Here is a 26,468-nt window from a genome sequence, read left to right on the forward strand (position 1 = left end):
TCGCCACCCTCACCGCGTGTTCTTAAGGCAGGCCAAACCTCCGGTCCCACCCCAACCGGCACGAAGGTTTCGACTGGCATCGAATCGGTGACACAGCGTCACCCGATCAGGGGCAGTACCCGTTCGGCGATCAGATCCACGTGGGCCAGGTCGGACATGTCGATGATGCGGAGGTGGACCCGGGTCGCACCGATCTCGGCCAGCTCGGCGATGCGCTGCACCAGGGCCCCCGGCGGCCCCACCACCGGATCCTCGGGTGGCAGCGCGCTGGGCACATGCAGCGGTGCCGCGCGACGCCGCGCCTCGGCGTCGGTGCGGCCCAGCGCGACCACGACGCCCGCCGACAGGGTCAGCGGCCGGTCCGCGGGGCGCCCGTACGTCTGGCAGGCCTGCCGGACTCGGTCGAAGGCCGCCGCGGTCTCGGCGACCGTCTTGAACGGCATGTTGAACTCGTCCGCGTAGCGGGCGGCCAGTTCCGGGGTGCGCCGCGGGCCGCGGCCGCCCACGATGATCGGTGGCCCGGGCCGCTGCACCGGTTTGGGCAGCGCGGGCGCGTCGAGCAGTTGGTAGTGCTTGCCGTCGAAGCCGAACCGCGCTCCGTCCGGAGTGGACCACAGGCCGGTGATCACCGCGAGCTGCTCGGCCAGCCGGTCGAAGCGCTCCCCGAGCGGGGGAAACGGGATCCCGTACGAGGTGTGCTCGCGCTCCAGCCAGCCCGCGCCCATGCCCAGCTCGACCCGGCCGCCGCTCATGGCGTCCACCTGGGCGACCATGATGGCCAGCGGGCCGGGCAGGCGGAACGTCGCCGAGTTGACCAGCGTGCCGAGCCGGATCCGGGTCGTCTCGCGGGCCAGCCCGGCCAGGGTGATCCACGCGTCCGTGGGGCCGGGCAGGCCGACGTCGGCGCCCATGGACTGGTAGTGGTCGGCACGCAGGAAGCCCTCGAACCCGGCCTGCTCGGCGTGCCGTACGAGGCGCAGCTGGTCGTCGTACGTGGCGCCGCGGTGCGGTTCGGTGAACAGGCAGACGCGCATCGTTCTCCTCGTCAGGCCATCAGCAGTTCGTGTAGCTCGGCGCTGCACCGGGCCACCTCGTCGGTGTGTGCGGTGCGGCCCAGCGTGCGCGGCCGGGGAATCTTGATGTCCAGCACCTCGCGGATCCGGCCGGGGCGCGGGGTCAGCACCACGACCCGGTCGGCCAGCAGGACGGCCTCGTCGATCGAATGGGTGACCAGGACGATCGTCGCGCCCAGCTCCATGTGCAGCCGTTGCAGCTCGCCGGAGAGCTCCTCGCGGGTGAGCGCGTCCAGCGCGGAGAACGGCTCGTCCATGAGCAGCACCCGGGGGTCCGCGATCAACGCGCGGCACAACGCGACCCGCTGCTGCATCCCGCCGGAGAGCTCATGGGGCGACCGCTTCGCGAACTCCGTCAGGCCGGTGAGTGCCAGCAGATCCGCGGCGCGGGCCCGGAAGTCCGCCGGGCGCCAACCGAAGATCTGCACCGGCAACAGGACGTTGTCGATGACCGAGCGCCAGGGCAGCAGGGCGGGGCGCTGAAACATCATGGCGATGTCGCGCCGGGGCTTGGTCACCCGTTCGCCTGACACCCGGATCTCGCCCGTGCTGGCCGGAAGCAGGCCCGCGACGAGGCGCAGCAGGGTCGACTTGCCGCAGCCGGAGCGGCCGACCACCGCGATGACCTCGCCCTGGGCCACGTCCAGGTAGATCTCCCGCAGCGCCTCCACCGTGCCGGAACGACTCGCGAACGACCGGGAAACCCCGGAGAAACTGATCATCTGCGCGCGCTCCAGATTGCTTCCGATCAATGCCTGAGCACTTTAACCCGCTGATGTTGCGCGATCATGACAGGACTGTCCACAGAGATCACTGAGACAAAACCGTCATCGAAGTACGGTGTGATTTCACCTACGCTGGCCCCCGCGAGTTTCACTCACGACATCACGCGGCGCCAGCCCCCATCCGGTGCCGTCCCCCTCCACAACCTCCTCGGTTGCCCCCCTCAGTTGGGAAGGAACACGGTGCACAGAAGAGCCTTCACCCGTACGCTCGCTGCGGCCGCGCTCGCCGCGACGCTGGTCGCCGCCGCCGGTTGCGACGACTCCGGCGACTCCGCCAAGGCCGGCGGCCAGTCACTCGAAAAGGTGACCTACCTGACGTCCTTCGGCACCTTCGGCCGGGACGCCTACGCCTACGTGGCCAAGGAGAAGGGCTACTTCGCCGACGCCGGGTTCGATGTGGACATCAAGCCCGGCGGCGGCACGGGGGAGAATCTCAAGATCGTCACTGCGGGCCAGGCGCAGTTCGCCCCGATCGACCTGACCGGCCTGCTGCTGTCCGCCGGGTCGGGCCAGGCCAGCAACTTCGTCGCGGTGTCCGGCATCCAGCAGCGCACCATGGCGGCCATCATCACGCTGGAGGGCAACGGCATCACCTCGCCGAAGGACCTCGAAGGCAAGACCCTGGCCGATTCCCCGGCCTCGGTGGTGCGCAACCTCTTCCCGACGTACGCGAAGCTGGCCAACATCGACGCGTCCAAGGTGACCTGGCAGAACGGCACCCCGCAGACGCTGATGGGCACGCTGGCGGCGGGCAAGGCGGCCGGCATCGGCCAGTTCGTCGTCGGCAAGCCCACCGTGGAGTCCATTGCCAAGAAGACCGCGGTCGTGCTGCCGTACAGCGACTACCTGCAAGACCTGTACGGCAACGTGCTGCTCACCTCGCAGTCGTACGCCAAGGCACACCCCGATCGGGTGAAGGCGTTCACCGGGGCGCTGCTCAAGGGGCTGGGGGACGCCATCGCCAACCCGGACGAGGCGGCGCAGCTCCTCAAGAAGTACGTACCCACGACGAACCCGCAGGCCGCGGCCGCGGAGCTGACCCTGATGGGCCCGTTCGTGAAGTCGGAGGCGTCCGGGGTCCCGGTCGGCGCGCTGGACAGCCAGCGGGTCGCCCGCAGCATCGCGATCCTGCAGGGTTCGGGCCAGATCAAGCCGGGGCTGACGCCCGAGCAGGTCATCGACTTCAGCCTGGTGCCGAAGGCATGATCGATCCGCGCCGTGGGTGCGCCCGGAATTTCCGGCGCGCCCACGGCCGGGGCTGGGAGTGACGACATGACTGACCTGGCGGAGGCCGCGCCCGCGGCGGTGGCCCCGGATCAGCCCGTGCGGCGCTGGCGTGCCGTGTCCGCGGTCGCCTGGCCGCTGCTGGGCCTCGCGCTGGCGATCGGTGGCTGGTGGCTGGCGACCGCGCTGTTCGCGGTACAGACGATCATCATGCCCGCGCCCCCCGAGGTGGTGTCGGCCTTCCGCGCACTACAGGGGGAGTTGCTGGCGCAGACCGGGCACACCGCCGTGGCCACCCTGCTCGGCTTCGGCCTGTCCGCGGTGGTCGGGGTGGTGATCGGCGCGGCGATCGCCGCGTGGCGGCCGTTCGAGCGGATGTTCCAGCCGCTGCTGGTCGCGTTCAACGCGGTGCCGAAGGTGGCGCTCGCGCCGCTGATGCTGATCTGGTTCGGCTACGGCCGCACCCCGGTGCTGGCCATGGCGTTCATGGTGTGCTTCTTCCCGATCGTGCTGTCCACCGCCACCGGCCTGACCACCACCCCGGCGGACCTGGCCGAGCTGGTCCGGGCGATGGACGCGTCGCGGTTGCAGACCTTCCGTACGGTGCGGCTGCCCGCCGCCCTGCCGCAGATCTTCGTCGGGCTCAAGGTGGCGATGCCGCTGGCCCTGATCGGCGTGGTGGTGGGCGAGATGCAGTACGGCGAGTCCGGGCTCGGCACGATCATCGTGCAGACCAGCGGCCAGGGCGACACCGCGACCGCGTTCGCCGCGATCGTGCTGCTGGCCCTGGTGAGCATCGTGCTGTACTACTCGCTCGTGCTCGCAGAGCGCCTGCTGCTGCCCTGGGTCCGCGCCACGACCTCGGCGCGCTGACCTCCCCGACGCCAGGGCCCGGCCGCTCCCGCTGCCCGCGCGTCCTTGCGCCTTGCGCCCTTGCGCGGGCCTCCACCTGCTCGCCCCGCCGAATGTCGCCGCGCCGGTGAAGCGGCGGCGACATCGGCGCGGGCGGTCAGCCGAGGAGGCGCCAGCGGCCGCTGCGGGCGACCAGCAGCGTCAGGGCCTGCGGCATCAGGCCGGAATGGTTGTCCGGGGTGATCCGGATCGGGCCGGACAGGCCGTCCATCTGCGAGGTCTCCAGGATGTCGCGGATGCGCCCGCGATCGCCGCCCGCCTGGGCGACCGCGTCCGCGACGAGGTCCACCGCGTCGGCCGCGAACGCCGCGGCCCCGGAGTAGCTGCCGTACCGCGAGGTGTAGTCGCGGAACCATTGCTTGCGGGCGGCCTTGGCCGGGGTGGTCGCGATGACGTCGTCGATCGCCAGGATCTGCGGGAAGACCATGGTGGCGTTGTTGGTGGCCTGGGCGGCGCCGCTCGGGATGAACAGGTCACCCGCCGCTGCGGCGTCGAAGTAGAGCCGCCCACCGAACTTCACGGCCTTCGCGCTGGTCGCCGCGAGGGTGGCCTGGTCGGGGGCGGTCCACACGACCAGGGCGTCCGGTTTGGTCTCGGTGAGCATGCCGACCGCCTGGCTGACGTCCGTGGCGGCCGGTTTGACCGTACGGGATTCCGTGATCTCGATGCCTGCCTTGTCCAGTGCCGACGACATCACCTGGTGCCCGCCCCGGCCGTACAGGTCGTCGGAGTAGAGCAGCGCGACGTTCTTCGTGCGGGTGCGCTGCAGCTCCGCCACCAGGGCCGCCGCGCTGTCGATCGGGTTGGGGCCGAGCTTGAAGACGTACCGCCGCTGGTTGACCGGGGCACTCACCTCGGCCGGGGCGGCCAGCGCGATCGTCGGCACGCGCTTGTCGTTGATCGTCTTGGCCGCGTCCACCACGCATTCGCCACACGAGCCGGTCACGATCGCGGCCACCCGGGGGTCGTCCGCGAACACGCTGATGTTGCGCAGCGACGACGTCGAGTCGGACCGGTTGTCCTGCACGTGCAGGACGAGCCGGCGGTCGCCGAGTTGGCCGGAGGCGTTCACCTGTTCGATCCTGAGCTGCAGGGCGCGGGCGTAGGCCGAGTCGATCGCCGAGCCGGACGCCAGATCGGCGCCGATCACGACCTCGGTGGCATCGCCCGAGCCGCCGCCGGAGTCGCAGCCCGCGACGGAGACAGCGAGCAGAATCGATGCGAGCAGGGGCGCCGTCACGCGGCGGGGGAGCCTCACTGGATGCCTCCTCGAGGGCGGGGCGCGGGGGAACGGGCCAACGGTGTCCGCCGTGACGTGTCCGATCACGGACACGTTGTCCGTCCAGGCGCGCCAAACCTTGCCAACGTGAAGGGTGCAGGTCAAGCCGTACTTGGTGGTCCACGCGAGACGGACTTCTCACATAGTGGTTGGAATCATGATGGACGAACGGCATCGGCGTGGCCTGTTTCCCCGGCGGTCCGGATATTCGCGCACGTCAAAGCCGATGGAGTGTCCATTGTCGATCTGCGCGATCAACTTCGGGCCGCCGGATAGGCCTGTTTCCGGATTGTCACAGGCTTCCCAAACCCGCTCGGGTTCTGATGAAATCGCGGCCGTGCCGCGTGTGACCCCGCCCTTGCCGCGAGTAGTGGACGGATTCGGAGCGCGAGCAGCCGACCGGCGCACAGATGCGGGGACGACCACCGAGGAGATGTCGTGAGCACCGGTTCTTCGCTCCAGCCCGCGACGCGTAGCGGCCCCGGCCCGGGTGCCCGCGGCTCCCGCCGCAGCGGGGGCTTTCTCCGGCTCCAGGACGCCCGTATCCGGTCCAAGCTGGCCCTCATCCTGTTCGTGCCCCTGCTGGCCGTTCTCGGGCTGGCCACGGTCCGGCTGGTCGACGTCGGCGGACGTGCGTACGACGCGAACCAGGTCGAGCGGCTGACGGGGCTCGCGACGGACGTGTCGGAGCTGACCCAGGCACTGCACACCGAGCGGATGGCAGCCGCCGAGTACCTGGCCGACCCGGCGGCCAAGCCGGACGTGTACAACGCGGCGGTGGCCCGCAGCGACGACCGGATCGGCCGGTACCGCGCGAACCGGCTGGCGCTCGGCGACCTCCCCGCCACCGTGTCGGACCGGCTCAACCGGATCGACGACCACCTGCGGACGATGGACGCCACTCGGAAGAAGGTCACCGACCGGGACGAGGTCGCGGTCTCCGAGGCCGTTCTGCGGTACGGCGTGGTGATCACCGACCTGGTCGGCTACGGCGAGGCGCTCAGCCAGTTCGCCGGGGACGGCACGGTGGCGGACAGCCTGCGCGCGCTGTCCGCGTTCAGCCGCGCCAAGGCCGGCACCGCCGAGCAGGAGGCGGTGGCGTACGCGGCCCGCGTCTCCGGCGATGTCAGCGCCGAACAGCTGTCGTCCTTCATCGCCACCCAGACCAGCCAGCAGGAGGCGCTGCTGGCCTTCTCCCTGGTCGCCTCGCCCGCCCAGCGGACCCTGGTGAACAGCACGGTCACCGGCGACGCGGTCAACCTCGCCGACCAGATCTCCACCCGGCTGGCGCGTTCCGACGCGGTGCCGCCGACCGACATCACCCAGGCGTTCGGCGCGGTCGTCGACCTCATGCGCTGGGCCGAGCAGCGCCTGGAGACCGAGATCGTCGCGCAGGCCCACGGCGCCAGCGCCTCCGTGACCCGGCAGACGGCCGTCGAGATCGGCATCGTCCTGCTCGTACTCGTCGTCGCGATCGCGCTGGCGGTGGTCCTGGCCCGCTCGCTGAACCTCTCGCTGCGCCGGTTGCGCGAGGGCGCCCTGGCCGTGGCCAACCGGGACCTGCCCGACGCGGTGTCCCGGCTGCGCGACGAACGCAACCTCAGCGAGGGCGGCGTGGAGGAGGTCGTCCGCCAGGTCCGCGACCCGATCCAGCTGACGAACCGCGACGAGGTCGGGCAGGTGGCGCAGGCGTTCAACGTCGTGCACCGCGAGGCCGTACGCATCGCCGCCGAGCAGGCCGCCCTGCGGACCAGCGTCTCCGCGATGTTCCTGAACCTGGCCCGGCGCAGCCAGGCCCTGGTCGACCGGATGATCGGCGAACTTGATCTGATCGAACGCGGTGAGGAGGACCCGAAGCGCCTGGCTCAGCTCTTCGAACTCGACCACCTGGCCACCCGGATGCGCCGCAACGATGAGAACCTGCTGGTCCTCGCTGGCGCCGACTCCAGCCCCCCGCGCCGGGAGGACGCGCTGTTGGTGGACGCGCTGCGGGCCGCGCAGTCCGAGGTGGAGCTGTACAACCGCATCGAGTTCGGCACGGTCGACACGGACATCTCGGTTACCGCGCTGGCGGTCAACGACGTCGTGCGCCTCATCGCCGAACTGCTCGACAACGCGAGCCGCTTCTCCCCGCCCAACACGATCGTGGTCGCCGACGGCCGGCGCATCCGCGATTACGTGGTGATTCAGGTCGAGGACCGTGGCCTCGGCATGAGCGAGGAGCAGATGGACCTGCTGAATCGCCGCCTGGCCGAGCCGCCCACGGTGGACGTCGCCGCGTTCCGGCTCATGGGGCTCGCGGTGGTGGGCCGCCTCGCCGCCCGGTACGGCATCAAGGTCGAGCTGCGCGCCAACCTGGAGGGCGGCACGGTCGCCCAGGTGACCCTGCCGAGCAGCATCGTCGTGCTGCCGAACCGGTCCATCGACCAGCCCTACCACGGCCCGCGCCAGCACCGGCTCGACGGGGGATGGCCGGACGCGATCGCCGCCGGGCGTACGAATGGAGCCACGGCGATCCTGCCAGCCATCGCACCTGAGCCGTGGCAGCTGCCCGACGCCGCCGAGGAGTCATTGCGCACCGGCACCGGGGGCCTGCCCACCCTGCCGCCCCCGGCCGCCCTGCCCGCGCCGCAGCCGTTCGTACCGGCCCAGCGGCCCCCGCTGCCCCGGCGCGAGGTCGACCTGCCGCAGACCGGTGAGCACCCCGTCCTGCCGCCGCCGCCCCGGCGCGCCGGGGATCAGTGGCAGACCGGCGAGCAGCCGGCCCGGCCGCCGTTGCCGACCCGGGCGGCGCAGCCGATCGAGGCGACCTCCGCGGTGACCGACGCGTACGCCGCGATCGGTTCACCGACGGCGGCGTTCCCGACGCTGCCGCAGTCCGAGCCGCCGCTGCCGGTCGGCTTCCTCAGCCCGGACGGCCACGGGGTTCCGACGCCCCAGCATCCGGTCACCCCACCCCCGAACGGGTGGGGTGCCGCCCTGGCCGCGATGCCGCCGTCGCCGCCGACCCCGGCGCCCGCGCCCGCCCAGGACCGTGCCGAGGCGCCGATCTTCCTGCAGATGCAGGCCAGCTGGTTCAGGACCCACGACGGCGCCTCACCGGAGGAGTGGGGAATGCCCACTGCCGGATACCCGCCGCCCCCGAGCCCGGCGACACCGAAACCGGAGCCGGCCCCACCCGCCCAGCGGCTCGCAAGCCCGCCATCGGCGGCGCCCACCACCCCGGCTGCGGCCCCAGCCACCCCGGCTGCGGCCCCAGCCACCCCGGCTGCGGCCCCAGCCACCTCGGCTGCGGCCGCCACCGCCCCGGGTACTGCGGCGACGGCTCCGGCCTCCCCGGTGACCGGCTCCCCGGTGGTGGCGCGTCCGGCTGCTGCGGTGTCGGGACCGTCGCCGGACGGGCGTGGTGCCGGAGCGGGCGCCCGGGCGCGGTTCGGGCCGGCCCCGGTGGACAGTCCGCGGGCGGACACCGAGCCCGCCCGCGACCGGCGCGAGGACGACCACGCCGGGCACGGCGCCCGCCCCGTCCCGGCCCGTCCCGTCCCGTCCCGGCCCGCCGCCGATCAGGGTGAGCCCGACGCGCCACGGCCAAGCCCGTCGGCGGAGGAGGCCTGGCGCACCGCGGCCGACGACGGTTGGCAGCGGGCCCTGGCCGCGACCGCGCCGCCCGACAACGGCACCACCCGTTCCGGGCTGCCCAAGCGGGTTCCCCAGGCCCAGCTCGTGCCCGGTGGTGTGCAGAGCAATCCCCGTAACCAGCAGCGCCGCAGCCCCGACGAGGTACGCGGGCTGCTGTCCGCGTACCACCGTGGTGTGCAACGCGGGCGTACGGCCGGCAGTGCCGAGACTGCCGCCGCCGCCCCCGCCCCGAAGGAGAAGCAACTGTGACCAGGCTCCCCACCATGCAGGACATGGGCTGGCTGTTGACCAACTTCGCGGACAGTGTCGCGGGGATCGCCCACGTCGTCGCGGTCTCCGCCGACGGTCTGCTGCTGGCTTCCTCGCGGGACCTCCCCGGTGACCGCGCCGACCAGCTCGCCGCGATCACCTCCGGCGTGGTCAGCCTGACCGACGGCGCATCCCGGATGTTCAACGCCGGACAGGTGCAGCAGACCATCATCGAGATGGACAGTGGTTACCTGTTCCTGATGTCCATCAGCGACGGTTCATCCATGGCCGTGCTGGCCGCCCGCAGCTGCGATGTCGGACAGGTCGGGTACGAGATGGCTTTGCTGGTCGAACGGGTCGGTGCGGCACTGGTACCCGCGCCCCGCGAAGTCGTCGGACAGCAGATCTGACGCGGGTCGTCGCGCGCGAACCGGGAGGGGGGTGACCGCAGCAGATGGAACAGCCACCGCAGGATCCGCGGGGGGCACTGGTCCGCCCGTACGCGGTCACCCGTGGCCGGACCGAGCCGCGCCGCGAGATTCCCATCGAAGCGGTCCTGGTCGCCAGCCAGAGCGCCGTTCAGGAGGCCCGGTTCGCCGGGCACGACAAGTACCGCATCGCGCTGATGTGCGAACCGCGGGCGCTGTCGCTGGCCGAAATCGCGGCGTACCGCAGGCTCCCGCTGGGGGTCGCCCGGGTCCTGGTGGCCGACATGGTGACCGACGGGCTGCTGTCGCTGCACAGTGCCGCTCCCAGGCAAGGTTTCACGGAGCGGATGGACCTGCTGGAAAGGGTGTTGAGTGGACTTCGCAAGCTCTGAGCGGGCGGGGGCGCAACCCAAGGAGATCACCTCCGCCAAGATCGTCGTGGCCGGCGGGTTCGGCGTCGGCAAGACGACGCTCGTCGGGGCGGTGTCCGAGATCGAGCCGCTGACCACCGAGGCCGTGATGACTTCGGCCGGTCAGGGCATCGACGACGCGACCAAGGTGCCCGGCAAGGACACCACCACGGTCGCGATGGACTTCGGCCGGATCACCATGGCCGAGGATCTGATCCTGTACCTGTTCGGCACCCCTGGACAGACCCGGTTCTGGTTCATGTGGGACGAGTTGATCCGGGGTGCCGTGGGCGCCGCCGTGCTCGTGGACACCCGGCGGATCTCGGACGCCTTCGCTCCGCTGGACTACTTCGAGAACCGGCACCTGCCGTACCTGGTGGCCCTGAACTGTTTCGACGGCGCCCCCCGGTACGAGCCGGACGAGGTCCGCGAGGCCCTGGCGATCGCGGCGCACGTACCGTTGATCATGTGTGACGCCCGGCATCGCGACTCGGTGAAGACGGTCCTGGTCGGGGTGGTCGAGCACGCCATGGCCACCCTGGTCGCGGAGCACGGGCGGGGCCATCCCGCGCCCGTGGGGTGACGGCAGCGGCGACCGTGGTCAGGCGGACAGGCGGTAGCCGCGCTTGACGACCGTCTGCACCACCCCGGGGGCGCCCAGCCCGGCGCGCAGCCGGGCCACGGCCATCTCCACGGCATGCTCGTCGGCCCCACGGGGCAGGGCGTGCAACAACGACGCCCGGGAACGCACCCGCCCGGGCGTGGTGGCCAGCGCCCGCAGCACGGCCATCGGCGCGGGGGCCAGCAGCCGCAGCTCGCCGTCGACGATCGCGGCGTGCCCGCGCAGGGTCAGCGAATGGCCGCCCGCCTGCAACTGGAGCGCACGCTTGGGCAGCTCGTCGACGATGGTGCGTACGAGCCCGCTGAGCCGGGCCCTCGGCGGCGTGACCACCGGGATGCCGTACCGGTGCAGCGGCGCGGCCGTGACCGGGCCGACGCAGGCCGCCATGACGTCGGTGCGCAGCGCGTCGAGCACCACGTCCGCGGCCGTCCCCGCGGCGCGCAGCAGCGCGGCCACGGCGGGGGCGGACGTGAAGGTCACCGCGTCGACGAGCCGGGCGGCGATCAGATCGATGAGCCGGTGCAGGGGGGCCGGATCGATCGGCGGCGCCCAGCGGTAGACCGGCACCTCGATCACCGTGGCCCCGGCCGCCTCCAGCGCCGCCGTGAACTCGGGCTGGCTGTCGCCGTGCAGTTGCATCGCGACGGTCAGTCCGGCGACCCCGCGCGCCGTGAGGTGGTCGACCACCTCCTCGTAGCTGTCCGCCTCCGGCGACCAGTGCTCCCGCAACCCCGCGGTGCGCACGGCCGCGCGGGCCTTCGGACCGCGGGCCACCACGTACGCCGCCGTCAGCGCCGTGCGCAGCGGATCGGCCAGACCCCAGCCCTCGGCGGCCTCCAGCCAGCCGCGCAGCCCGATCCCGGTGCTGATCAGTACGACGTCGGGCGGCTCGGCGAGGCAGGCGCGGGTGGCGGCGCGCAGTTCCGCGTCGTCGGCGATCGGGATGATGCGCAGCGCGGGGGCCAGCACGATCCGGGCGCCGCGGTGGCCCAGCTGCTCGGCCAGCTCGTCGCGGCGGCGATCCGCGGTCACACCGACCGTGTAGCCCGACAGCGCGGCCGTGGGGTGCGCCAGCGCCGCCTCGGTGAGGACCGGCCGGCGCGCTCCCCCCGTCCGTTGCGTCATGCGGGCGCCAGCCCGGCCCGTACCGGTCGTGGAATGACAGGCCACGGCGTGTCCGGCCGGTCCACCGAAGGGCACGGCCGGAAAGCGCCGTCCTCAGCGTTGACCCGCTCCCATGTCACGCCAGCGTTCTCCGCCGTGCCTCCGACCGGCGCACGCCGCGGCCTGTCGCCGAGCCGGTGCACCGGCTCGGCGTACGCCGCCAGGTCCGTCCTCAACCCTGGCGGCGGCTCCTGGGGGGCGCGGTCGCTCGTATCGAGTCCCCCGACATCCCGGGGCCGGAGTCCGGTCCGCGTCGTCGAGGTGTCCGCCCCACGTGCCATGACCGAAGCGTGCCGGTGGGTGATTTCGGCCTCAAGTCCCGTTTGTTTCGAGCCTGCTAAGAGGCATCGATCACCGGTCGGCGCGGCGCGCGGAGGCCCGACCGGTGCCCCGCGGCCCGGCGCGGCGGGGGCGAGGGTTATGATGACCGGCGGTACGTTAGGGGGTCCCGTCGTCCGGCGAGACACCCACCCGCCACGGGCAGTGCCTAGGCCGCGGCAGGCGGTGACTGGTGATAACCGGTGACTGTCGGCCGTTTTGACCGCACACTGCGCAGGCGGGTAACGTTGCCTGCTGTTGTGCGACAGCTGACGAGCGTACCCGGCGGGTAGGCTTGATGTTCGTGCCCGCTACGAGCCAGCGCGCGCCCCCAGACCGACGACGAGACAAGGTAATTCTGTGCGTACGTACAGCCCGAAGCCGGGTGAGATCGAGCGGCAGTGGCACGTCATCGACGCTTCTGACGTCGTTCTGGGCCGCCTTGCCACCCACGCCGCCAACCTGCTGCGCGGCAAGCACAAGCCGACGTTCGCCCCGCACGTCGACACCGGCGACTTCGTGGTGATCATCAACGCCGGCAAGGTCGCGCTGACCGGCAACAAGCGGCAGACCAAGGTCGCCTACCGGCACTCCGGCTACCCGGGCGGTCTGAAGCAGATCGGTTACGAGGAGCTGCTGACCAAGCGTCCCGAGAAGGCCGTCGAGCTCGCCGTCAAGGGCATGCTCCCGCACAACAAGCTGGCGCGGCAGATCATCAAGAAGCTGAAGGTCTACCCGGGTGCCGAGCACCCGCACGCCGCGCAGCAGCCGAAGCCGTTCGAAATCACCCAGATCGCGCAGTGAGCGCGGGAGAAGGCAGCAGCATGTCCGACATCATCGAGCCCGAGGTCGTCGAGACCGTCGAGGAGCCCGCTGAGACGGTCGTCGTGGTCGAGACGCCCGCGCCGGCCCCGGTCCGCGCCCCGCGTCCCGGTGACCGTCCGATCCAGACTGTGGGCCGCCGCAAGGAGGCCATCGTCCGGGTGCGTCTCGTGCCCGGCACCGGCAAGATCGTCTGCAACGGCCGTGAGCTGGAGAACTACTTCCCGAGCAAGGTGCACCAGCAGCTCATCCGTGAGCCGCTGATCACCGCCGAGAAGGCCGAGCAGTTCGACGTCATCGCGAACCTGCGCGGTGGCGGCATCACCGGCCAGGCGGGTGCCCTGCGCCTCGGCATCGCCCGCGCCCTCATCACGAACGAGCCCGACGACCGTCCGGCCCTGAAGAAGGCCGGCTTCCTCACCCGTGACGCGCGGGTCAAGGAAAGCAAGAAGTACGGCCTCAAGAAGGCCCGCAAGGCTCCGCAGTACTCGAAGCGCTGACGTTGCGCCGCTTCTGACGAACGGCCGGGTGCCCTCCTCCGGGGGCCGCACCCGGCCGTTGCGTGTTTTCCGCCAGCCGCGCGCGTTGGTCTCTCCGACCCGCGCGACGGTGCCGGCATCCGTACGTTGTCCAGGCCACCCGGTCGACGGCCGTCGTCCAGCAGCAGCGTTCCGGACCCGCGATCCCCCTCAGCCACCGGGTCCCGGCCGCGATACTCCCCAACTAGCACTCCGGGCCGCCCAATCCAGCACATGCTTTCGGAGGGGACGAGGCACCGGCGAAAGGAAGCCGCAATGGCGCGACTCTTCGGCACCGACGGCGTACGCGGACTCGCGAACGGCGATCTCACGCCGGAACTCGCTGTCTCGGTCGCGGTCGCGGCCGCCCGCGTGCTCATCGAAAGCGACCGCAGTCACCAACCCCTCGCGATCGTCGGGCGCGACCCGCGGGCCAGCGGCGAGATGCTGGAGGCCGCTGTCGTGGCGGGCCTGGCCAGCGCGGGCGCCAACGTCGTCCGGGTCGGAGTGCTGCCCACCCCGGCGGTCGCGTTCCTGGTCGGCCAGACCAACGCGGACCTCGGAGTGATGCTGTCGGCCTCGCACAACCCGATGCCGGACAACGGCATCAAGCTGTTCGCCGCGGGCGGCAACAAGCTCCCCGACGAGCTGGAGCAGCGCATCGAGGCGGCCATCGCGGACGGGCACGGCCTGATCGGCCGCCCCACCGGCGCCGGGATCGGCCGGGTGCACGACCTGCTGGACGGTGGCGAACACTACGTCAAGCATCTCGTCGCCTCGGTCCCGCACAGCCTGTCGGGGATCAAGGTCGTGGTCGACTGCGCCAACGGTGCGGCCAGCGAGGTCGGCCCCGTGGCGTACCAGGAGGCGGGGGCGGAAGTCATCGCCATCCACGCCCAGCCGGACGGGCTCAACATCAACGACAACTGCGGCTCCACCCACCTGGACGCGGTCCGGGCGGCCGTGCTCGCCGAGGGCGCCGCCCTCGGCCTCGCCCATGACGGCGACGCCGACCGGTGCCTCGCGGTCACCGCGTCCGGCGAGGTCGTCGACGGCGACCAGATCATGGCGATCCTCGCGCTGGCGATGCGTGACGCCGGGACGCTGACCGCCGACACCCTGGTCGCCACGGTCATGAGCAACCTGGGGCTGCGGCTGGCGATGAAGCAGGCCGGCATCCGGCTGCTCGAGACCAAGGTCGGCGACCGGTACGTGCTGGAGGAGCTGCAGAACGGCAAGCTGGCCCTCGGCGGCGAGCAGAGCGGGCACATCGTCATGCCCGCGTACGCCACGACCGGCGACGGCGTACTGACCGGCCTGCACCTCATGGCGCGGATGGCCGCGACCGGCCAGAGCCTCGCGGACCTCGCCGCGGTCGTGCACAAGCTGCCCCAGGAGCTGATCAACGTACGGGTGGCCGACCGGCAGGCGGGCGCGGCGGCCCCGGCGGTGCAGACCGCCGTGGCGGAGGCCGAGCAGGAGCTGGGTGAGACCGGCCGAGTGCTGCTGCGCCCCTCCGGAACGGAGCACCTGGTCCGGGTCATGGTGGAGGCGGCCACCCAGGAGCAGGCGCGGGCGGTCGCGGAGCGGATCGCCGACAAGGTGCGCACGGCCAGCCCGGCCTGACGCCTGGGCCCGCGTCGGCGGTCCAAGGCTTCAGGCCAGCATGCGCAGGCGGCGGGCGGCCTCGTCGATGACCTCCTCGCGCTTGCAGAACGCGAACCGGACCAGCCGCCGACCCTCCTCCTGGTGGTCGTAGAACACCTGGGTCGGCACCGCCACCACGCCGCAGCGTTCCGGCAGCGACCGGCAGAAGTCGACGCCGTCGCTGCCGCCGAGCCCGGTGATGTCCGTGGTGACGAAGTACGTCCCCTCGGCGGGGAGCACCGCGAACCCGGCATCGGCCAGCCCGGCCACCAGCCGGTCCCGCCGGCGTTGCAGGCTGTCCCGGAACTGCGCGAAGTAGGCGTCGGGGAGGTTCAGCGCGACCGCCACGGCGGGCTGCAGCGGGCCCGCGTTGACGAACGTCAGGAACTGCTTGACCCTCAGCACCGCGGACACCAGCGGCGCTGGTCCGGTGGCCCAGCCGACCTTCCAGCCGGTACACGAGAAGGTCTTGCCCGCCGAGGAGATCCGGAGGGTGCGCTCCCGCATTCCCGGCAGGGTGGCCAGCGGGACGTGCGGTGCGGTGGCGTCCGTGAAGACCAGGTGCTCGTACACCTCGTCGGTCACCGCGTACACGTCGTGCTCGCGGCACAGGTTCGCGATGAGGGTGAGCTCGGCCGCGGTGAACACCTTGCCGGTCGGGTTGTGCGGCGAGTTGAGCAGGACCAGCCGGGTACGTGGCCCGAACGCGGCACGCAGCTCGCCTTCGTCGAAGCGGTACCGGCCGTCGGCCCCGGGGCGCAGCGTCACCGGGCGGCGGACCGCACCGGCCAGGGTGATCGAGGCCGCGTACGAGTCGTAGTACGGCTCGAAGCACACCACCTCGTCGCCCACCTCGCACAGGGCGAGGATGCTGGCCGCGATCGCCTCGGTGGCCCCCGCGGTGACCGCCACCTCGGTGTCCGGGTCCCGGGTCAGCCCCCAGAAGCGCTGCTCGTGGGCCGCGATGGCGGTACGCAACGCCGGTATGCCGGGCAGCGGCGGATACTGGTTCGCGCCGGAGAGCAGCGCCTGCTGCGCTGCCGCGAGCATCTCCGGCGGGCCGTCCGTGTCCGGGAAGCCCTGCCCGAGGTTGACCGCGCCGGTGCGTACGGCGAGCGCGGACATCTCGGTGAAGATGGTGGTGCCGAACGGGCGCATACGGCCGACGAGCGGGTCGGCCGGGATCGACGTCGTCACGGCGCCAGCCTACGGGGGCGACGCCGCGTCGTGAACGCCCCGAGAGCTGTGCGGTGTGCGGCGCGTCCGGATGCTAGATGATCACCTTGATGCAGGACGCGGTCGCGAACCTGCCCTCGCGGGTGCGCTGGGCGACCTCGTCGCCGTCGACCGTGGCCCGGCAGCTGATGGTGCCCGAGTCCGTGCTGCTGCGGATGGCGGTGACCGACACCAGCGCAGAGCCCTTCATGGTGACCTTCTTGTGCCAGGGCAGCTTGACGTTGCTCTCCCGCTCGGGGGTGTCGCCGAGCTTCTTGGTGTAGATGATGTCCGCCCGGCCGTCGCCGCTGACCTCGTACTCGACCGTGATCTCCTTGCCGTTGGCGCCGGGGAGGTTGGGCAGGTCGGTCGGCAGGTCGGTGGGCAGGGTCGGCAGGTCGGTCGGCAGGTCCGTGGGTACGTTCGGCAGGTCCGGGACCTGCGTCGGGAAGGTCGGGAAGTCGGAAACCGCGTCCTTGGCCTTGTCGGCGACCCGGTTGACCGCCAGGACACCGGCCGTCACGGCGCCGCCGCACAGCAGCAGCGTGACCGCCAGGATCACCGCGATGATCGGGGCGTTGCTGCGCCGCGGCGGGGGCACTGGTGGGCCGTAGCCCGGCTGCGCGTATCCGGGCTGGCCGGGCCCGGGCTGGCCGTAGCCGGGCGGCGGGTAGCCGGAGCCCTGGGGGTCGTGGCCGGGCGGCGGGTACCCGGGCTGGCCGTAGCCCTGAGGGCCGGAGCCCGGGCCGTAGCCGGACGGGTCCTGGCCCGCAGGGGGCTCGTAGCCGTGGCCCGGGGTGCCCGTCACGGTGGGGAACTTGGAAGTCGGGGGGTACTGCTCCTGGCGGACCTGCGGCAGCGAGGCGTACCCGGGCTGGAACGTCGGTGGCTGCGGTGGCTGGTCCGCTGGTGCGGAGAGCGCGTCGCCGGCCGCGGGGTACGGCTGTGGCGCGAGCGCGTCGCCCGACGGTGCCGACCACGGGTTGCCGGATACCGGCGCGGGAGCCGTCGGGTCGTCGGAGCCAGGGGGAGTCGACGGCTGCTGGGGCTCTGGGGGTTGGTTGTCGCTCAAGGTCTCTCCCGGTGCACGCAGTCGTGGCGGTAGCCGACGGTACGCCTGCCCCGCCACCCGGCGGCAGGCGACGTGGCCGGTCCGGCTGTATGCGGGGTGGGCGCCGGTAGGGTTCCGGGTTGGCCGAACGGCCATTTCGCTCAGGTTCGATGCGTGAAAGTGGCTACTTCGCGCAAGACGCGTGAGCGATCGTCCGCTACGCTGCCCCACATGTGTGGGATCGTGGGATACGTAGGTAGCCGCCCGGCGCTCGGCATCGTCCTCGACGGGCTGCGGCGGCTGGAGTACCGGGGATACGACTCGGCGGGTGTCGCCGTCATCAGCAACGGGTCCGTGCGGATGGAGAAGCGCGCGGGCAAACTCGCCAACCTGGAGAAGGCGCTGGCCGATCGGGGTGCCGACGGGATCGCGGCCGGATCCACCGGCATCGGGCACACCCGCTGGGCGACGCACGGCGGGCCGACCGACCGCAACGCCCACCCGCACCTGTCCGCCGACGGCCGGGTCGCGGTGATCCACAACGGCATCATCGAGAACTTCACCCGGCTGCGTGCCGAACTCCAGGCCACCGGCGTCGAGTTCGCCAGCGACACCGACACCGAGTGCGCCGCGCACCTGCTGGCCGCCGAGATGCGCGAGTTGCGGGCGGCCGGTGCGGAGGGGCCACCGGCCCTGGCTGAGGGCATGCGGCGGGTCTGCCGCCGCCTCGAGGGTGCGTTCACCCTGCTGGCGGTCGACGTGGCGGTGCCGGACGCGGTGGTCGGCGCCCGGCGAAACTCCCCGCTGGTGGTGGGCCGGGGCGAGGGCGAGAACTACCTCGCCAGCGATGTGTCGGCCTTCATCGAGCACACCCGCGAGGCGGTGGAACTGGGCCAGGACCAGGTCGTCCTGATCACCCCGGGGGGCATCGAGATCACCGATTTCGACGGGCAGCCGTCCGCCGGCAAGGACTTCCACATCGACTGGGACGCCTCGGCCGCCGAGAAGGGCGGCTACGAGTACTTCATGCTCAAGGAGATCGCCGAGCAGCCCCAGGCGATCCACGACACCCTGCTCGGCCGGCTCTCCGAGCGCGGTGAGATCGTCCTCGACGAGGTCCGCCTGACCGACCAGGACCTGCGCGACGTCGACAAGGTGTTCATCGTCGCGTGCGGTACGGCATACCACTCCGGGCTGGTCGCCAAGTACGCCATCGAGCACTGGACCCGGATCCCGTGCGAGGTCGAGCTGGCCAGCGAGTTCCGCTACCGCGACCCGGTGCTCGACCGGTCGACCCTGGTCGTCGCGATCAGCCAGTCCGGCGAGACCATGGACACCCTGATGGCCCTGCGGCACGCCAAGGAACAGAAGGCCCGCGTGCTGGCCATCTGCAACACCAACGGGTCGACGATCCCCCGCGAGTCCGACGCGGTGCTCTACACCCACGGCGGCCCGGAGATCGCGGTCGCCTCCACCAAGGCGTTCCTCACCCAGCTGGTCGCGTGTTACCTGATCGGCCTGCACCTCGCCCAGGTCCGCGGCGTCATGTACGCCGACGAGGTGGCCGCGGTCGTCTCCCGCCTGATGGAGACTCCCGACCGTCTGCGGGAGCTGCTCGACACCATGGAGGACGTCCGGCAGTTGGCCCGCGACCTCAAGACCGCGTCCACGATCCTGTTCATCGGCCGGCACGTCGGCTATCCGGTGGCACTGGAGGGTGCGCTCAAGCTCAAGGAGCTGGCGTACATGCATGCCGAGGGGTTCGCGGCCGGTGAGCTCAAGCACGGCCCGATCGCGCTGATCGACGAGGGCACCCCGGTGGTGTGCGTGGTGCCCTCGCCTGCCGGGCGCGGGGTGCTGCGGGACAAGGTGGTCTCCAACATCCAGGAGGTCCGCGCGCGGGGCGCCCGCACGATCGTCATCGCGGAGGAGGGCGACGAAGCGGTGCGCCCGTTCGCCGATCACCTCATCGAGGTGCCGCGTACCCCCACGCTGCTGGCCCCGCTGATGACCACCGTGCCGCTGCAGATCCTCGCCTGCGAGATCGCCTCCGCCCGCGGCCACGACGTCGACCAGCCGCGCAACCTGGCCAAGTCGGTCACCGTGGAGTGACATCGCGGCCCAGCGTGATGTTCGTGATCGCGTCCAGCGCCGGGCGGCCTCGGTCCCAGTAGCCGAGGTGCCCGGCGTCGGGCTGGCTTTCGAAGAGCCGGGCACCGAACGCCGGGTCGCTCGGATTGCGCCCGAACCACAGATCGTCCTCCGGGCGGCCGAACGCGAGCGCGGCACCGAGCCCCGGCACGGTGGCCGCGACGGCGAGATCGGCCGCCAGGCCGCGTGGCGCCAGCGCGGCGTACTGGATGATGTCCGACCGGGAGGTCGACGACCACACGTGCCCGGTGGGCATGCTCAGCGCGCCCGCGGAGTCCACACCGACGCCGGGCGAGCCCACGAAGATCACGTCGTCGGCCGCCAACCCCGGCTCGGCCGCCGCGCGGCCCACGACCAGCGAGCCGTAGCTGTGCCCGAGGACGGTCCGGTGCGCCCGGTGTCCCTCGTGGGCGGCATCCAGCCCATCCTGGAAGCGGCGCAACCGGACCGCGCCCGCCTCCGCGCGCCCGGCGCCCGCGGCCTCGTCCACAAAGTCCGGCGCGTCGTAATCCAGCCACAGCACCGCGCTCGTCGCCGCGGCCGGGGCCAGCCGCCCCGCCTGGGCCGCGACGCGCTCCGCGTGCCGCAGCTCACCGTCGTACGAGGCGAGTCCCGCGGTCATGCCGGGAACATGGGTGAGCACGTGGTCGGCCCGGTCCGGGTCGCCGAGCGCCATCACCACCCGGCCCTCGCCCGTGAGATCCAGCCGGAGCAGATATGCCCGCGGCCCGGCATCGTCGGCGAGCCGGTCGGCCAGCGCGGCCAGGCCCTCGCGGAGGCCGCGCAGCCGCTTGCGCTCGCCGCCTCGCGCATGCCGGAGCGACCGGTCCAGTTCGGCGCGCCGCTGATCCAGCAGCAACCGGTTGGCGAGGTCACGGTCGGCGGCGGGCAGGCCGTCCAGTGTGGCCATCACGGCTGGTTCCGTGGCGGTCGACCACAGGCGCTGGGCCGGGGTCAGGGTTGCCCACCAGGCGCGGACCTCGGCGGGGGAGGCGGTGCAGGAGGGCAGGGGCGTGCCCTCCGGTGGTAGCGCCGCCAGGGGCCCGGCTCTGCCGGTGCTGCCGGGGGTTGCCGCGATGAGTGCTCCGACCGCTGCGCTCAGGTCGGCCAGCCGTCGCGTCGCCACGCCGTCCGCCGTGGCGGCGACGGACAATGCGGCGGTGAGGGCGGTGCCAGCCTCTGCCCGGGCCGCATTCGCCCCGGCCGTCGATGCCGCTGTCTGTGCCACGGTTGCCCCGGACGGGGCGGCCTGGGGTGTGGGACCCGGCCGGAGGGTGCCCTCGTCGTCGAAACTCGCCCCGGCCCGCCCGGCCGCGGCAACTGCCGTGGCCAGCAGCGCACGGGCGCGGGTCAGCGCCCCGGCGAACTCGTTCAGCGCCTGGTCGGCGCGGTAACAGGCGAGCCCCAACACCGCCAGCCCACGCCGTAACCGGGTCAGCCGCGCGAGCGCGGCCAGGGCCGCGGCGCCCGACCACGATGACCCGAGCCGGGCCATGTGGCCGGCGAGCTCCGCGGACCGGAGCCCGGTGGCGGCGGCCTGGGACCGCCACGCGAGGGACCCGCCCTCCCAGCGGGCCGGGTCGGTCGCCCGCAGCCTGGCGAAGGTCACGGCACTCATCGTGGGCCGTGCGGCGTCGCCGTCGAGACGATCGGGATGGTGCTGAACGGCGGTCCGGGGCAGGGCCGCGAGGCGGTCGCGCGGCTGAGCCGGGCCGCGGCCCGGGCGTCTGCATCGTCGTACCCGGCCGCGGCGATGAGCAGGTCGTGACCGGTTTCCTCAAGACCGGCGGCGAGCGCAGCGGCGAACCTGCGGCAATCGTCGGCCAGGGCGGCGACGGCGCCGGAGGTGTCCCACCGGGGGACCGTCACGGTGGGTGGTGGCGGCGTCTCGGCGGCAACGCGGGCGCCGGTCGCGCTGAGCTCACGGGCCGCGCGGCGCAACTCGTCGGTATCGACGTCCAGGTCGGCTGTCATCGGCAACCTCCGGGTGGGGAAACGGGACGGGACCGACCGTAGGGGTCGGGTGGGACGGGAATGGCGGCCTGTGGACGGCCGGCTCCGGCCGTACCGATGGCTGTCCACAGGCCTTGCCACGACGGGCGGTGACCCATTTGCCGGACGGCCGCGCCCACTAGGGTTGGCCCTGTGATCGTGTCTGTCGGCATTGATGTCGTCCTGGTGGACCGTTTCGCCCGGGCCCTGGAGCGGACGCCCCTGCTGGCGGACCGGTTGTTCACGGATTCGGAGCGGCTGACCCCGTCGGGCAATCCGCGCTCCGCGGAGTCGCTGGCCGCGCGGTTCGCGGCCAAGGAGGCCGTCGCCAAGGCGCTCGGTGCCCCCGCCGGGCTGCGCTGGCACGACTGCGAGATCGTCTCGGACCCGGACGGGCGGCCGTGGTTGACGGTTTCCGGTACGGTCGCCGCGGTCGCCGCGGAGCGCGGTGTGAACCGCTGGCACCTGTCGCTGTCGCACGACGGCGGCATCGCCTCCGCGATGGTCGTCGCGGAGGAATGACCAGTTCATCGGGCGGCGTCCGGAAACTGTCGGACCCCGGGCATACAACTGGCGCGACACCGAGGGCGAGGAGTGCGATGCGGCAGGCGTGGCGGGTGGCGGAGGTCAGGGCGGCCGAGCGGGCGCTGATGGCGACCCTGCCGGAAGGCACGCTCATGCAGCGGGCCGCGGCGGGACTGGCTCGCCGGTGCGCGCTGCTGCTCAAGGAGCGCGGCGGGGTTCGCGGCGCCCGGGTGCTGCTCCTGGTCGGCAGCGGCGACAACGGCGGCGACACCCTGTTCGCGGGCGCGGCACTGGCCGCGCGGGGCGCGGCTGTGCGGGCGCTGCTGCTGCGGCCGGACCGGGTCCATCTCGCGGGTCTCGCGGCGCTGCGCGACGCCGGTGGCTGCACCGTACGGGAGCTGCCCGAGCACGTCGACCTCGTGCTCGACGGCATCGTCGGCATCGGAGCCAGTGGCGGGCTGCGGGCGCCCGCCACGGAGCATGTCGCCCGGCTCGGCGAGCTGCGTGCCCGCGACGGCGCCCGCCCGCCCGTGATCGCGGTCGATGTGCCCAGCGGCGTCGCGGTGGACACCGGCGACGTGCCGGGGGCGGCGGTCACCGCGGACGTCACGGTCACGTTCGGCTGCCTCAAGCCCGCCCATCTGGTCGGCCCCGCCGCCGCCCGCGCGGGCCACGTCGAGCTGGTCGATATCGGACTCGGCCCGGTGCTGCGGGGCGATCCGGCGATCCGCGTCCCGGACGCCGCCGACATCGCGGCGTGGTGGCCGCAGCCCGGACCGGCCGCCGACAAGTATTCGCGCGGCGTGGCCGGGGTCGCCACCGGCTCCGGGCGGTATCCGGGCGCCGCGATCCTGTCCGTGGCCGGTGCGCTGGCGGGCCCGACCGGCCTGATCCGGTTCGCGGGCAGCGCCCACGCCGAGGTCGTCCGCGCGCACCCGTCCGTGGTCGCGGTGCCCCGGGTGGCCGACGCCGGTCGTGTGCAGGCGTGGGTCTGCGGCTCCGGGCTGGGCACGGGCGACGACGCGCGCACCGAACTGCGCAGCGTCCTGGCCTCGGCGGTGCCGGTGCTGCTGGATGCGGACGCGCTGACCCTGTTGGTCGACGGCCAGCACGCCAGCGACCTGCGCCGCGACGCCCCGCTGGTGATCACCCCGCACGACGGCGAGTTCGCCCGGCTGGCAGGCGAGGCGCCCGGGGCGGACCGGATCGGCGCCGCCTGCAAGCTGGCCGCGTGGATCAACGGGGTCGTGCTGCTCAAGGGCGACCGCACGATCGTCGCCACGCCCGCTGGTGAGGTGTGGGTGAATCCGACAGGCAGCCCCGCCCTGGCCACCGCGGGCAGCGGCGACGTGCTGGCGGGCCTGCTGGGCTCCCTGCTGGCCGCCGGGCTGGCGCCCGAACGCGCAGCGGTCGCCGCGGCGTACGTGCACGGGCTGGCCGGGCGGCGGGCGGCGCTGGACGGCCCGGTCACCGCGCCGGACGTGGCGGCCGCGCTGCGCCCCGTGCTGGCCGACCTGCTGGCCTGATGTCCCCCAGGCTGCTCAGTAGGCTGGTGCCCATGTGGCAGGCCGAGGTCCGGATCGATCTGGACGCCATCCGGGACAACGTGGCGACGCTGCGCGCCCTGACCACCGCCGAGATCATGGCCGTGGTCAAGGCCGACGGGTACGGGCACGGCTCGCTGCCTGCGGCCCGTGCCGCGGTGGCGGGCGGCGCGACCTGGCTCGGGGTGTGCACCCTCGACGAGGCGCTGGAGCTGCGCCGCGGCGGGCTCCGCGTGCCGGTCCTGGCCTGGCTGGTCGCCCCCGGGCTGCCGCTGGAGCAGGGCGTCGCCGCAGACATCGACCTGAACGCGGCCAGCACCAGCCAGCTCGCGGAGGTGGTGACCGCCGCGCGCCGCGCCGGGCGTCCGGCCCGGGTGCACCTCAAGCTGGACACCGGCCTGGCGCGCGGCGGTGCGCCGCTGGCCCAGTGGCCGCCACTGCTCGAGGCGGCAGGCAAAGCCCAGGCCGACGGCGACGTGGAGGTCGTCGGTGTGTGGAGCCATTTCGCCTGCGCCGACGTGCCGGGCCACGAGTCGATCGACCGGCAGCTCGCGTCGTTCGCGGAAGGGCTGGCGCTGGCCGAGCGGTACGCCATCGCGCCGCGGTACCGGCACATCGCCAACTCGGCGGCGTTGCTGACCCGCCCCGACGCCCACTACGACCTGGTCCGGGCCGGTATCGCGATCTACGGGCTGTCACCGCTGCCCACGGAGCACGCATCCGGGCTGCGTCCGGCGATGAGCGCCCGGGCCCGGGTCTCGCTCACCAAACGGGTCCCGGCCGGGCAGGGCGTGGGGTACGGCCTGACCTACGTGACGCCGCGTGAGTCCACGCTGGCCCAGGTGCCGCTCGGCTACGGCGACGGAGTGCCCCGGCACGCCTCGAACGTGGGGCCGGTCCGGCTCGGTGGCCGCAACCGGACCATCGCGGGCCGGGTGAGCATGGACCAGCTCGTGATCGACTGCGGGGACGATCCGGTTGCACCGGGGGACGTCGCCACCCTGTTCGGTCCGGGCGACGACGGGGCGCCGACGGCCGACGACTGGGCGGCCGCTGTCGGCACGATCAGCTACGAGATCGTGACCCGGTTCGGCAGCTCCCGGGTGCCGCGGGTGTATGACGGCGACGCCGGGGTGCCGACGGCGGAGGCGGCCGGGGAGGCCCAGTGAGCCGGGGAGGCCCAGTGAGCAGTGCACAGACCCGACGGTCCGCCACCTCGCGGAGCCGGGCGAAGAAGGTCGGCATCGTCGGTGCCGTCATCGGTGTGGCGGCTGCCGGGCTGGCCGCCGCGGTCGCCACGGAGCGGGCGATCGTCCGCAAGTCGGTCACCGCGCCCGGCGACCCGTACGCGAACGAGCCGTTCGGGGACCAGCCGTTCGACACGGAGCTGACCGTGACCGCCGCGGACGGCACCGACCTGCACGTCGAGATCGTCGAGCCTCGGGTGCCCGGCAACCGGCCGACGATCGTCTTCGTGCACGGGTACGCGCTGGACATGGGCACCTTCTACTTCCAGCGCAAGGCGCTCGCCGAGCAGGGCGACTACCGGATGGTCTTCTACGACCAGCCCGGGCACGGCCGCTCCGGGCTGCTCAACTCGGGGGACTACGACATCGCCGCGCTGGGCCGCTCACTGGCCGCGGTCCTGGACGCGACGGTGCCGGACGGGCCGATCGTCCTGGTCGGGCACTCCATGGGCGGCATGACGCTCATGGCCTTCGCGGAGCACTATCCACAGTGGTTCGGCGACCGGGTGACGGGGGTGGTCCTGATCTCCACCTCCGCGAGCCTGATCGACAAGACCAAGATCGGCGTGCCGACGTTGCTGGCCCGCGCCAGTGCGCCGTTCTTTCCGGTGTGGGGTGGGGCCGCCCGGATCGGCGGCGGCGCGATCGACCGTGCCCGGCTGGCCGCCTCGGACCTCGCCTGGCTGCTGACCCGCCGGTACGGTTTCGGCGACCCACGCCCAAGCGCGTCGCTGGTCACGTTCGTGGAGGCGATGAACTCCAGGACGTCGGTCGAGACGCTGACCAAGTATCTGCGCACCCTCTACACGCACAACCGCTTCCCGGCGCTGACGCCGCTGCGCGGTGTGCCGGTGCTGGTGATCGTGGGAACGAAGGACTACCTCACGCCGGTGGCGCACTCGGAGGAGATCCTGAAGTACCTGCCCGAGGCGAAGCTCGTCAAGATCGACAACAGTGGGCACGTCGTCATGCTCGAGCGCTCCGACGAGGTCAACGCCGCCCTGGACGCCTTCCTGGCGGTGATTCCATGATCACTACCGGGATCCGGCTGACCACGGTGGACGACACCCGGCGGTTCGGCCGGTGGCTCGCCACCCTGCTGCACCGCGGTGACCTCGTGCTGCTCACCGGGCCGCTGGGCGCGGGCAAGACGGCACTGACCCAGGGCATCGGTGCGGGCCTGGGGGTGCGTGGTGACATCACCTCACCGACCTTCGTCATCGCCCGGGTACACCGGCCGGATCCGGCCCGCGGTGGCCGGGTCGCGCTGGTGCACGCGGACGCGTACCGGCTGGGGGATGCGGCCGACCCGCGGGCCGAGATCGACGACCTCGACCTGGACGAGTCCGCCTCGGACTCCGTCACGGTGGTCGAATGGGGCGAGGGCCTGGCCGAGCAGCTCAACGACGAATACCTCCAGGTCCGGATCGACCGCCTGGACGACGACACCCGGGTCGTGGACCTCATCGCCCACGGCGGCGCCTGGCCGCAGCGGCTGGCCGTCGCTGACGCGGCGGCCGTGACGCGAGGCCCGGCGCCCGAGGACCTGACGGCCGCCCCGGAAGAACCGGCGGCCGTGGACCGGGCTGCTCGGGCGGAAGGACCGGCGGCCGTGGACCGGGCTGCCACCAGGGGAGGGCCGGCGGATCTGGA

Annotated in this window: 22 protein-coding genes and 1 pseudogene; 15 read left to right on the forward strand and 8 right to left on the reverse strand. The window is 72.7% G+C overall.

Annotated features, from left to right (window positions below; translation table 11 throughout):
- Positions 1-98: 98 nt before the first annotated feature.
- The gene (locus tag ACMCNO_RS05790; RefSeq protein ID WP_412748369.1) at positions 99-1,034 is read right to left on the reverse strand and encodes an LLM class F420-dependent oxidoreductase; all 936 of its coding nucleotides are present in this window, start codon (positions 1,032-1,034) and stop codon (positions 99-101) included.
- A gap of 11 nt (positions 1,035-1,045) precedes the next feature.
- Positions 1,046-1,795, reverse strand: a complete 750-nt coding sequence (locus ACMCNO_RS05795) for an ABC transporter ATP-binding protein (RefSeq protein ID WP_412753628.1) — start codon at positions 1,793-1,795, stop codon at positions 1,046-1,048.
- Positions 1,796-2,038: 243 nt separating this feature from the next.
- Between ACMCNO_RS05795 and ACMCNO_RS05800 the strand changes: the two genes are divergently transcribed.
- Entirely contained in the window at positions 2,039-3,064 is a 1,026-nt protein-coding gene (locus ACMCNO_RS05800; RefSeq protein ID WP_412748370.1) for an ABC transporter substrate-binding protein, read from the forward strand.
- Between the two features lie 66 nt (positions 3,065-3,130).
- Positions 3,131-3,955 (forward strand): ABC transporter permease, encoded by an 825-nt coding sequence (locus ACMCNO_RS05805; RefSeq protein WP_412748371.1) that lies wholly within the window; start codon positions 3,131-3,133, stop codon positions 3,953-3,955.
- Positions 3,956-4,091: 136 nt separating this feature from the next.
- On the opposite strand, the gene ACMCNO_RS05810 is transcribed toward ACMCNO_RS05805, so the two are convergent.
- Positions 4,092-5,252 carry an ABC transporter substrate-binding protein gene (locus tag ACMCNO_RS05810; protein ID WP_412748372.1) on the reverse strand — a complete coding sequence of 387 codons (1,161 nt, stop codon included), beginning with the start codon at positions 5,250-5,252 and terminating at the stop codon, positions 4,092-4,094.
- Positions 5,253-5,711: 459 nt separating this feature from the next.
- Between ACMCNO_RS05810 and ACMCNO_RS05815 the strand changes: the two genes are divergently transcribed.
- From ACMCNO_RS05815 to ACMCNO_RS05830, 4 genes are read left to right on the forward strand one after another with little or no spacing between them, the layout of a single operon-like run.
- Positions 5,712-9,161 (forward strand): nitrate- and nitrite sensing domain-containing protein, encoded by a 3,450-nt coding sequence (locus ACMCNO_RS05815; RefSeq protein WP_412748373.1) that lies wholly within the window; start codon positions 5,712-5,714, stop codon positions 9,159-9,161.
- Between the two features lie 14 nt (positions 9,162-9,175).
- On the forward strand, positions 9,176-9,571 hold the full coding sequence (locus ACMCNO_RS05820; protein WP_412753629.1) for a roadblock/LC7 domain-containing protein: 396 nt from the start codon (positions 9,176-9,178) through the stop codon (positions 9,569-9,571).
- Positions 9,572-9,615: 44 nt separating this feature from the next.
- Entirely contained in the window at positions 9,616-9,981 is a 366-nt protein-coding gene (locus tag ACMCNO_RS05825) for a DUF742 domain-containing protein (protein WP_412748374.1), read from the forward strand.
- Positions 9,962-10,582 (forward strand): GTP-binding protein, encoded by a 621-nt coding sequence (locus tag ACMCNO_RS05830; protein WP_412748375.1) that lies wholly within the window; start codon positions 9,962-9,964, stop codon positions 10,580-10,582. Before ACMCNO_RS05825 ends, ACMCNO_RS05830 begins: the two co-directional genes overlap by 20 nt.
- Before the next feature lie 18 nt (positions 10,583-10,600).
- On the opposite strand, the gene ACMCNO_RS05835 is transcribed toward ACMCNO_RS05830, so the two are convergent.
- Positions 10,601-11,746, reverse strand: a complete 1,146-nt coding sequence (locus tag ACMCNO_RS05835; protein WP_412748376.1) for a uroporphyrinogen-III synthase — start codon at positions 11,744-11,746, stop codon at positions 10,601-10,603.
- A gap of 717 nt (positions 11,747-12,463) precedes the next feature.
- Here ACMCNO_RS05835 and rplM point away from each other — a divergent pair.
- The 3 genes from rplM to glmM all read left to right on the forward strand — a co-directional run bounded on the left by rplM (position 12,464) and on the right by glmM (position 15,069).
- Complete coding sequence (gene rplM / locus ACMCNO_RS05840; RefSeq protein WP_412743152.1) at positions 12,464-12,907, forward strand: 50S ribosomal protein L13; 444 nt, start codon at positions 12,464-12,466, stop codon at positions 12,905-12,907.
- Positions 12,908-12,927: 20 nt separating this feature from the next.
- The gene (gene rpsI / locus ACMCNO_RS05845; protein WP_412748377.1) at positions 12,928-13,425 is read left to right on the forward strand and encodes a 30S ribosomal protein S9; all 498 of its coding nucleotides are present in this window, start codon (positions 12,928-12,930) and stop codon (positions 13,423-13,425) included.
- Between the two features lie 294 nt (positions 13,426-13,719).
- Positions 13,720-15,069 (forward strand): phosphoglucosamine mutase, encoded by a 1,350-nt coding sequence (gene glmM / locus ACMCNO_RS05850; protein ID WP_412748378.1) that lies wholly within the window; start codon positions 13,720-13,722, stop codon positions 15,067-15,069.
- Positions 15,070-15,099: 30 nt separating this feature from the next.
- Here glmM and ACMCNO_RS05855 read toward each other — a convergent pair whose 3' ends face one another.
- Both ACMCNO_RS05855 and ACMCNO_RS05860 read right to left on the reverse strand, forming a co-directional pair.
- Positions 15,100-16,287 carry a pyridoxal phosphate-dependent aminotransferase gene (locus tag ACMCNO_RS05855; protein ID WP_412748379.1) on the reverse strand — a complete coding sequence of 396 codons (1,188 nt, stop codon included), beginning with the start codon at positions 16,285-16,287 and terminating at the stop codon, positions 15,100-15,102.
- A 73-nt stretch (positions 16,288-16,360) separates the two neighbouring features.
- A complete protein-coding gene (locus tag ACMCNO_RS05860; RefSeq protein ID WP_412748380.1) occupies positions 16,361-17,377 on the reverse strand; it encodes an MmpS family transport accessory protein in 1,017 nt (338 codons plus the stop codon).
- A gap of 210 nt (positions 17,378-17,587) precedes the next feature.
- On the opposite strand from ACMCNO_RS05860, the gene glmS reads away from it, so the two are divergent.
- A complete protein-coding gene (gene glmS / locus ACMCNO_RS05865) occupies positions 17,588-19,468 on the forward strand; it encodes a glutamine--fructose-6-phosphate transaminase (isomerizing) (RefSeq protein ID WP_412748381.1) in 1,881 nt (626 codons plus the stop codon).
- On the opposite strand, the gene ACMCNO_RS05870 is transcribed toward glmS, so the two are convergent.
- Together ACMCNO_RS05870 and ACMCNO_RS05875 are read right to left on the reverse strand one after the other, a co-directional pair.
- Positions 19,455-21,116 (reverse strand): alpha/beta hydrolase, encoded by a 1,662-nt coding sequence (locus ACMCNO_RS05870; RefSeq protein WP_412748382.1) that lies wholly within the window; start codon positions 21,114-21,116, stop codon positions 19,455-19,457. The genes glmS and ACMCNO_RS05870 overlap by 14 nt on opposite strands.
- 5 nt (positions 21,117-21,121) lie before the next feature.
- A complete protein-coding gene (locus ACMCNO_RS05875) occupies positions 21,122-21,481 on the reverse strand; it encodes a hypothetical protein (RefSeq protein WP_412748383.1) in 360 nt (119 codons plus the stop codon).
- A gap of 171 nt (positions 21,482-21,652) precedes the next feature.
- On the opposite strand from ACMCNO_RS05875, the gene ACMCNO_RS05880 reads away from it, so the two are divergent.
- The 5 genes and pseudogenes from ACMCNO_RS05880 to tsaE form a co-directional block, all read left to right on the forward strand.
- A complete protein-coding gene (locus tag ACMCNO_RS05880) occupies positions 21,653-22,021 on the forward strand; it encodes a holo-ACP synthase (protein ID WP_412748384.1) in 369 nt (122 codons plus the stop codon).
- Positions 22,022-22,098: 77 nt separating this feature from the next.
- Positions 22,099-23,550, forward strand: coding sequence for an NAD(P)H-hydrate dehydratase (locus ACMCNO_RS05885; protein ID WP_412748385.1), 1,452 nt, complete (start codon positions 22,099-22,101; stop codon positions 23,548-23,550).
- 32 nt (positions 23,551-23,582) lie between these two features.
- Positions 23,583-24,737, forward strand: coding sequence for an alanine racemase (gene alr / locus ACMCNO_RS05890; protein WP_412748386.1), 1,155 nt, complete (start codon positions 23,583-23,585; stop codon positions 24,735-24,737).
- Positions 24,738-24,811: 74 nt separating this feature from the next.
- On the forward strand, positions 24,812-25,846 hold the full coding sequence (locus ACMCNO_RS05895; protein WP_412753630.1) for an alpha/beta fold hydrolase: 1,035 nt from the start codon (positions 24,812-24,814) through the stop codon (positions 25,844-25,846).
- A pseudogene (tsaE, locus tag ACMCNO_RS05900) lies at positions 25,843-26,313 on the forward strand (tRNA (adenosine(37)-N6)-threonylcarbamoyltransferase complex ATPase subunit type 1 TsaE); the annotation flags it as partial. The gene ACMCNO_RS05895 and the pseudogene tsaE, both read left to right, overlap by 4 nt.
- Positions 26,314-26,468: the final 155 nt, after the last annotated feature.

Origin of the sequence: Krasilnikovia sp. M28-CT-15 (assembly GCF_047159595.1) — a bacterium.
Classification (GTDB): Bacteria; Actinomycetota; Actinomycetes; order Mycobacteriales; family Micromonosporaceae; genus Actinoplanes.

Bases quoted from the DNA above. Each gene is read 5' to 3' on its own strand.
- ACMCNO_RS05790 (WP_412748369.1), bottom strand. From the start codon at position 1,034: ATGCGCGTCTGCCTGTTCACCGAACCGCACCGCGGCGCCACGTACGAC.
- ACMCNO_RS05795 (WP_412753628.1), bottom strand. From the start codon at position 1,795: ATGATCAGTTTCTCCGGGGTTTCCCGGTCGTTCGCGAGTCGTTCCGGC.
- ACMCNO_RS05805 (WP_412748371.1), top strand. From the start codon at position 3,131: ATGACTGACCTGGCGGAGGCCGCGCCCGCGGCGGTGGCCCCGGATCAG.
- ACMCNO_RS05820 (WP_412753629.1), top strand. From the start codon at position 9,176: ATGCAGGACATGGGCTGGCTGTTGACCAACTTCGCGGACAGTGTCGCG.
- ACMCNO_RS05825 (WP_412748374.1), top strand. From the start codon at position 9,616: ATGGAACAGCCACCGCAGGATCCGCGGGGGGCACTGGTCCGCCCGTAC.
- ACMCNO_RS05835 (WP_412748376.1), bottom strand. From the start codon at position 11,746: ATGACGCAACGGACGGGGGGAGCGCGCCGGCCGGTCCTCACCGAGGCG.
- rpsI (WP_412748377.1), top strand. From the start codon at position 12,928: ATGTCCGACATCATCGAGCCCGAGGTCGTCGAGACCGTCGAGGAGCCC.
- glmM (WP_412748378.1), top strand. From the start codon at position 13,720: ATGGCGCGACTCTTCGGCACCGACGGCGTACGCGGACTCGCGAACGGC.
- glmS (WP_412748381.1), top strand. From the start codon at position 17,588: ATGTGTGGGATCGTGGGATACGTAGGTAGCCGCCCGGCGCTCGGCATC.
- ACMCNO_RS05875 (WP_412748383.1), bottom strand. From the start codon at position 21,481: ATGACAGCCGACCTGGACGTCGATACCGACGAGTTGCGCCGCGCGGCC.
- ACMCNO_RS05885 (WP_412748385.1), top strand. From the start codon at position 22,099: ATGCGGCAGGCGTGGCGGGTGGCGGAGGTCAGGGCGGCCGAGCGGGCG.
- alr (WP_412748386.1), top strand. From the start codon at position 23,583: ATGTGGCAGGCCGAGGTCCGGATCGATCTGGACGCCATCCGGGACAAC.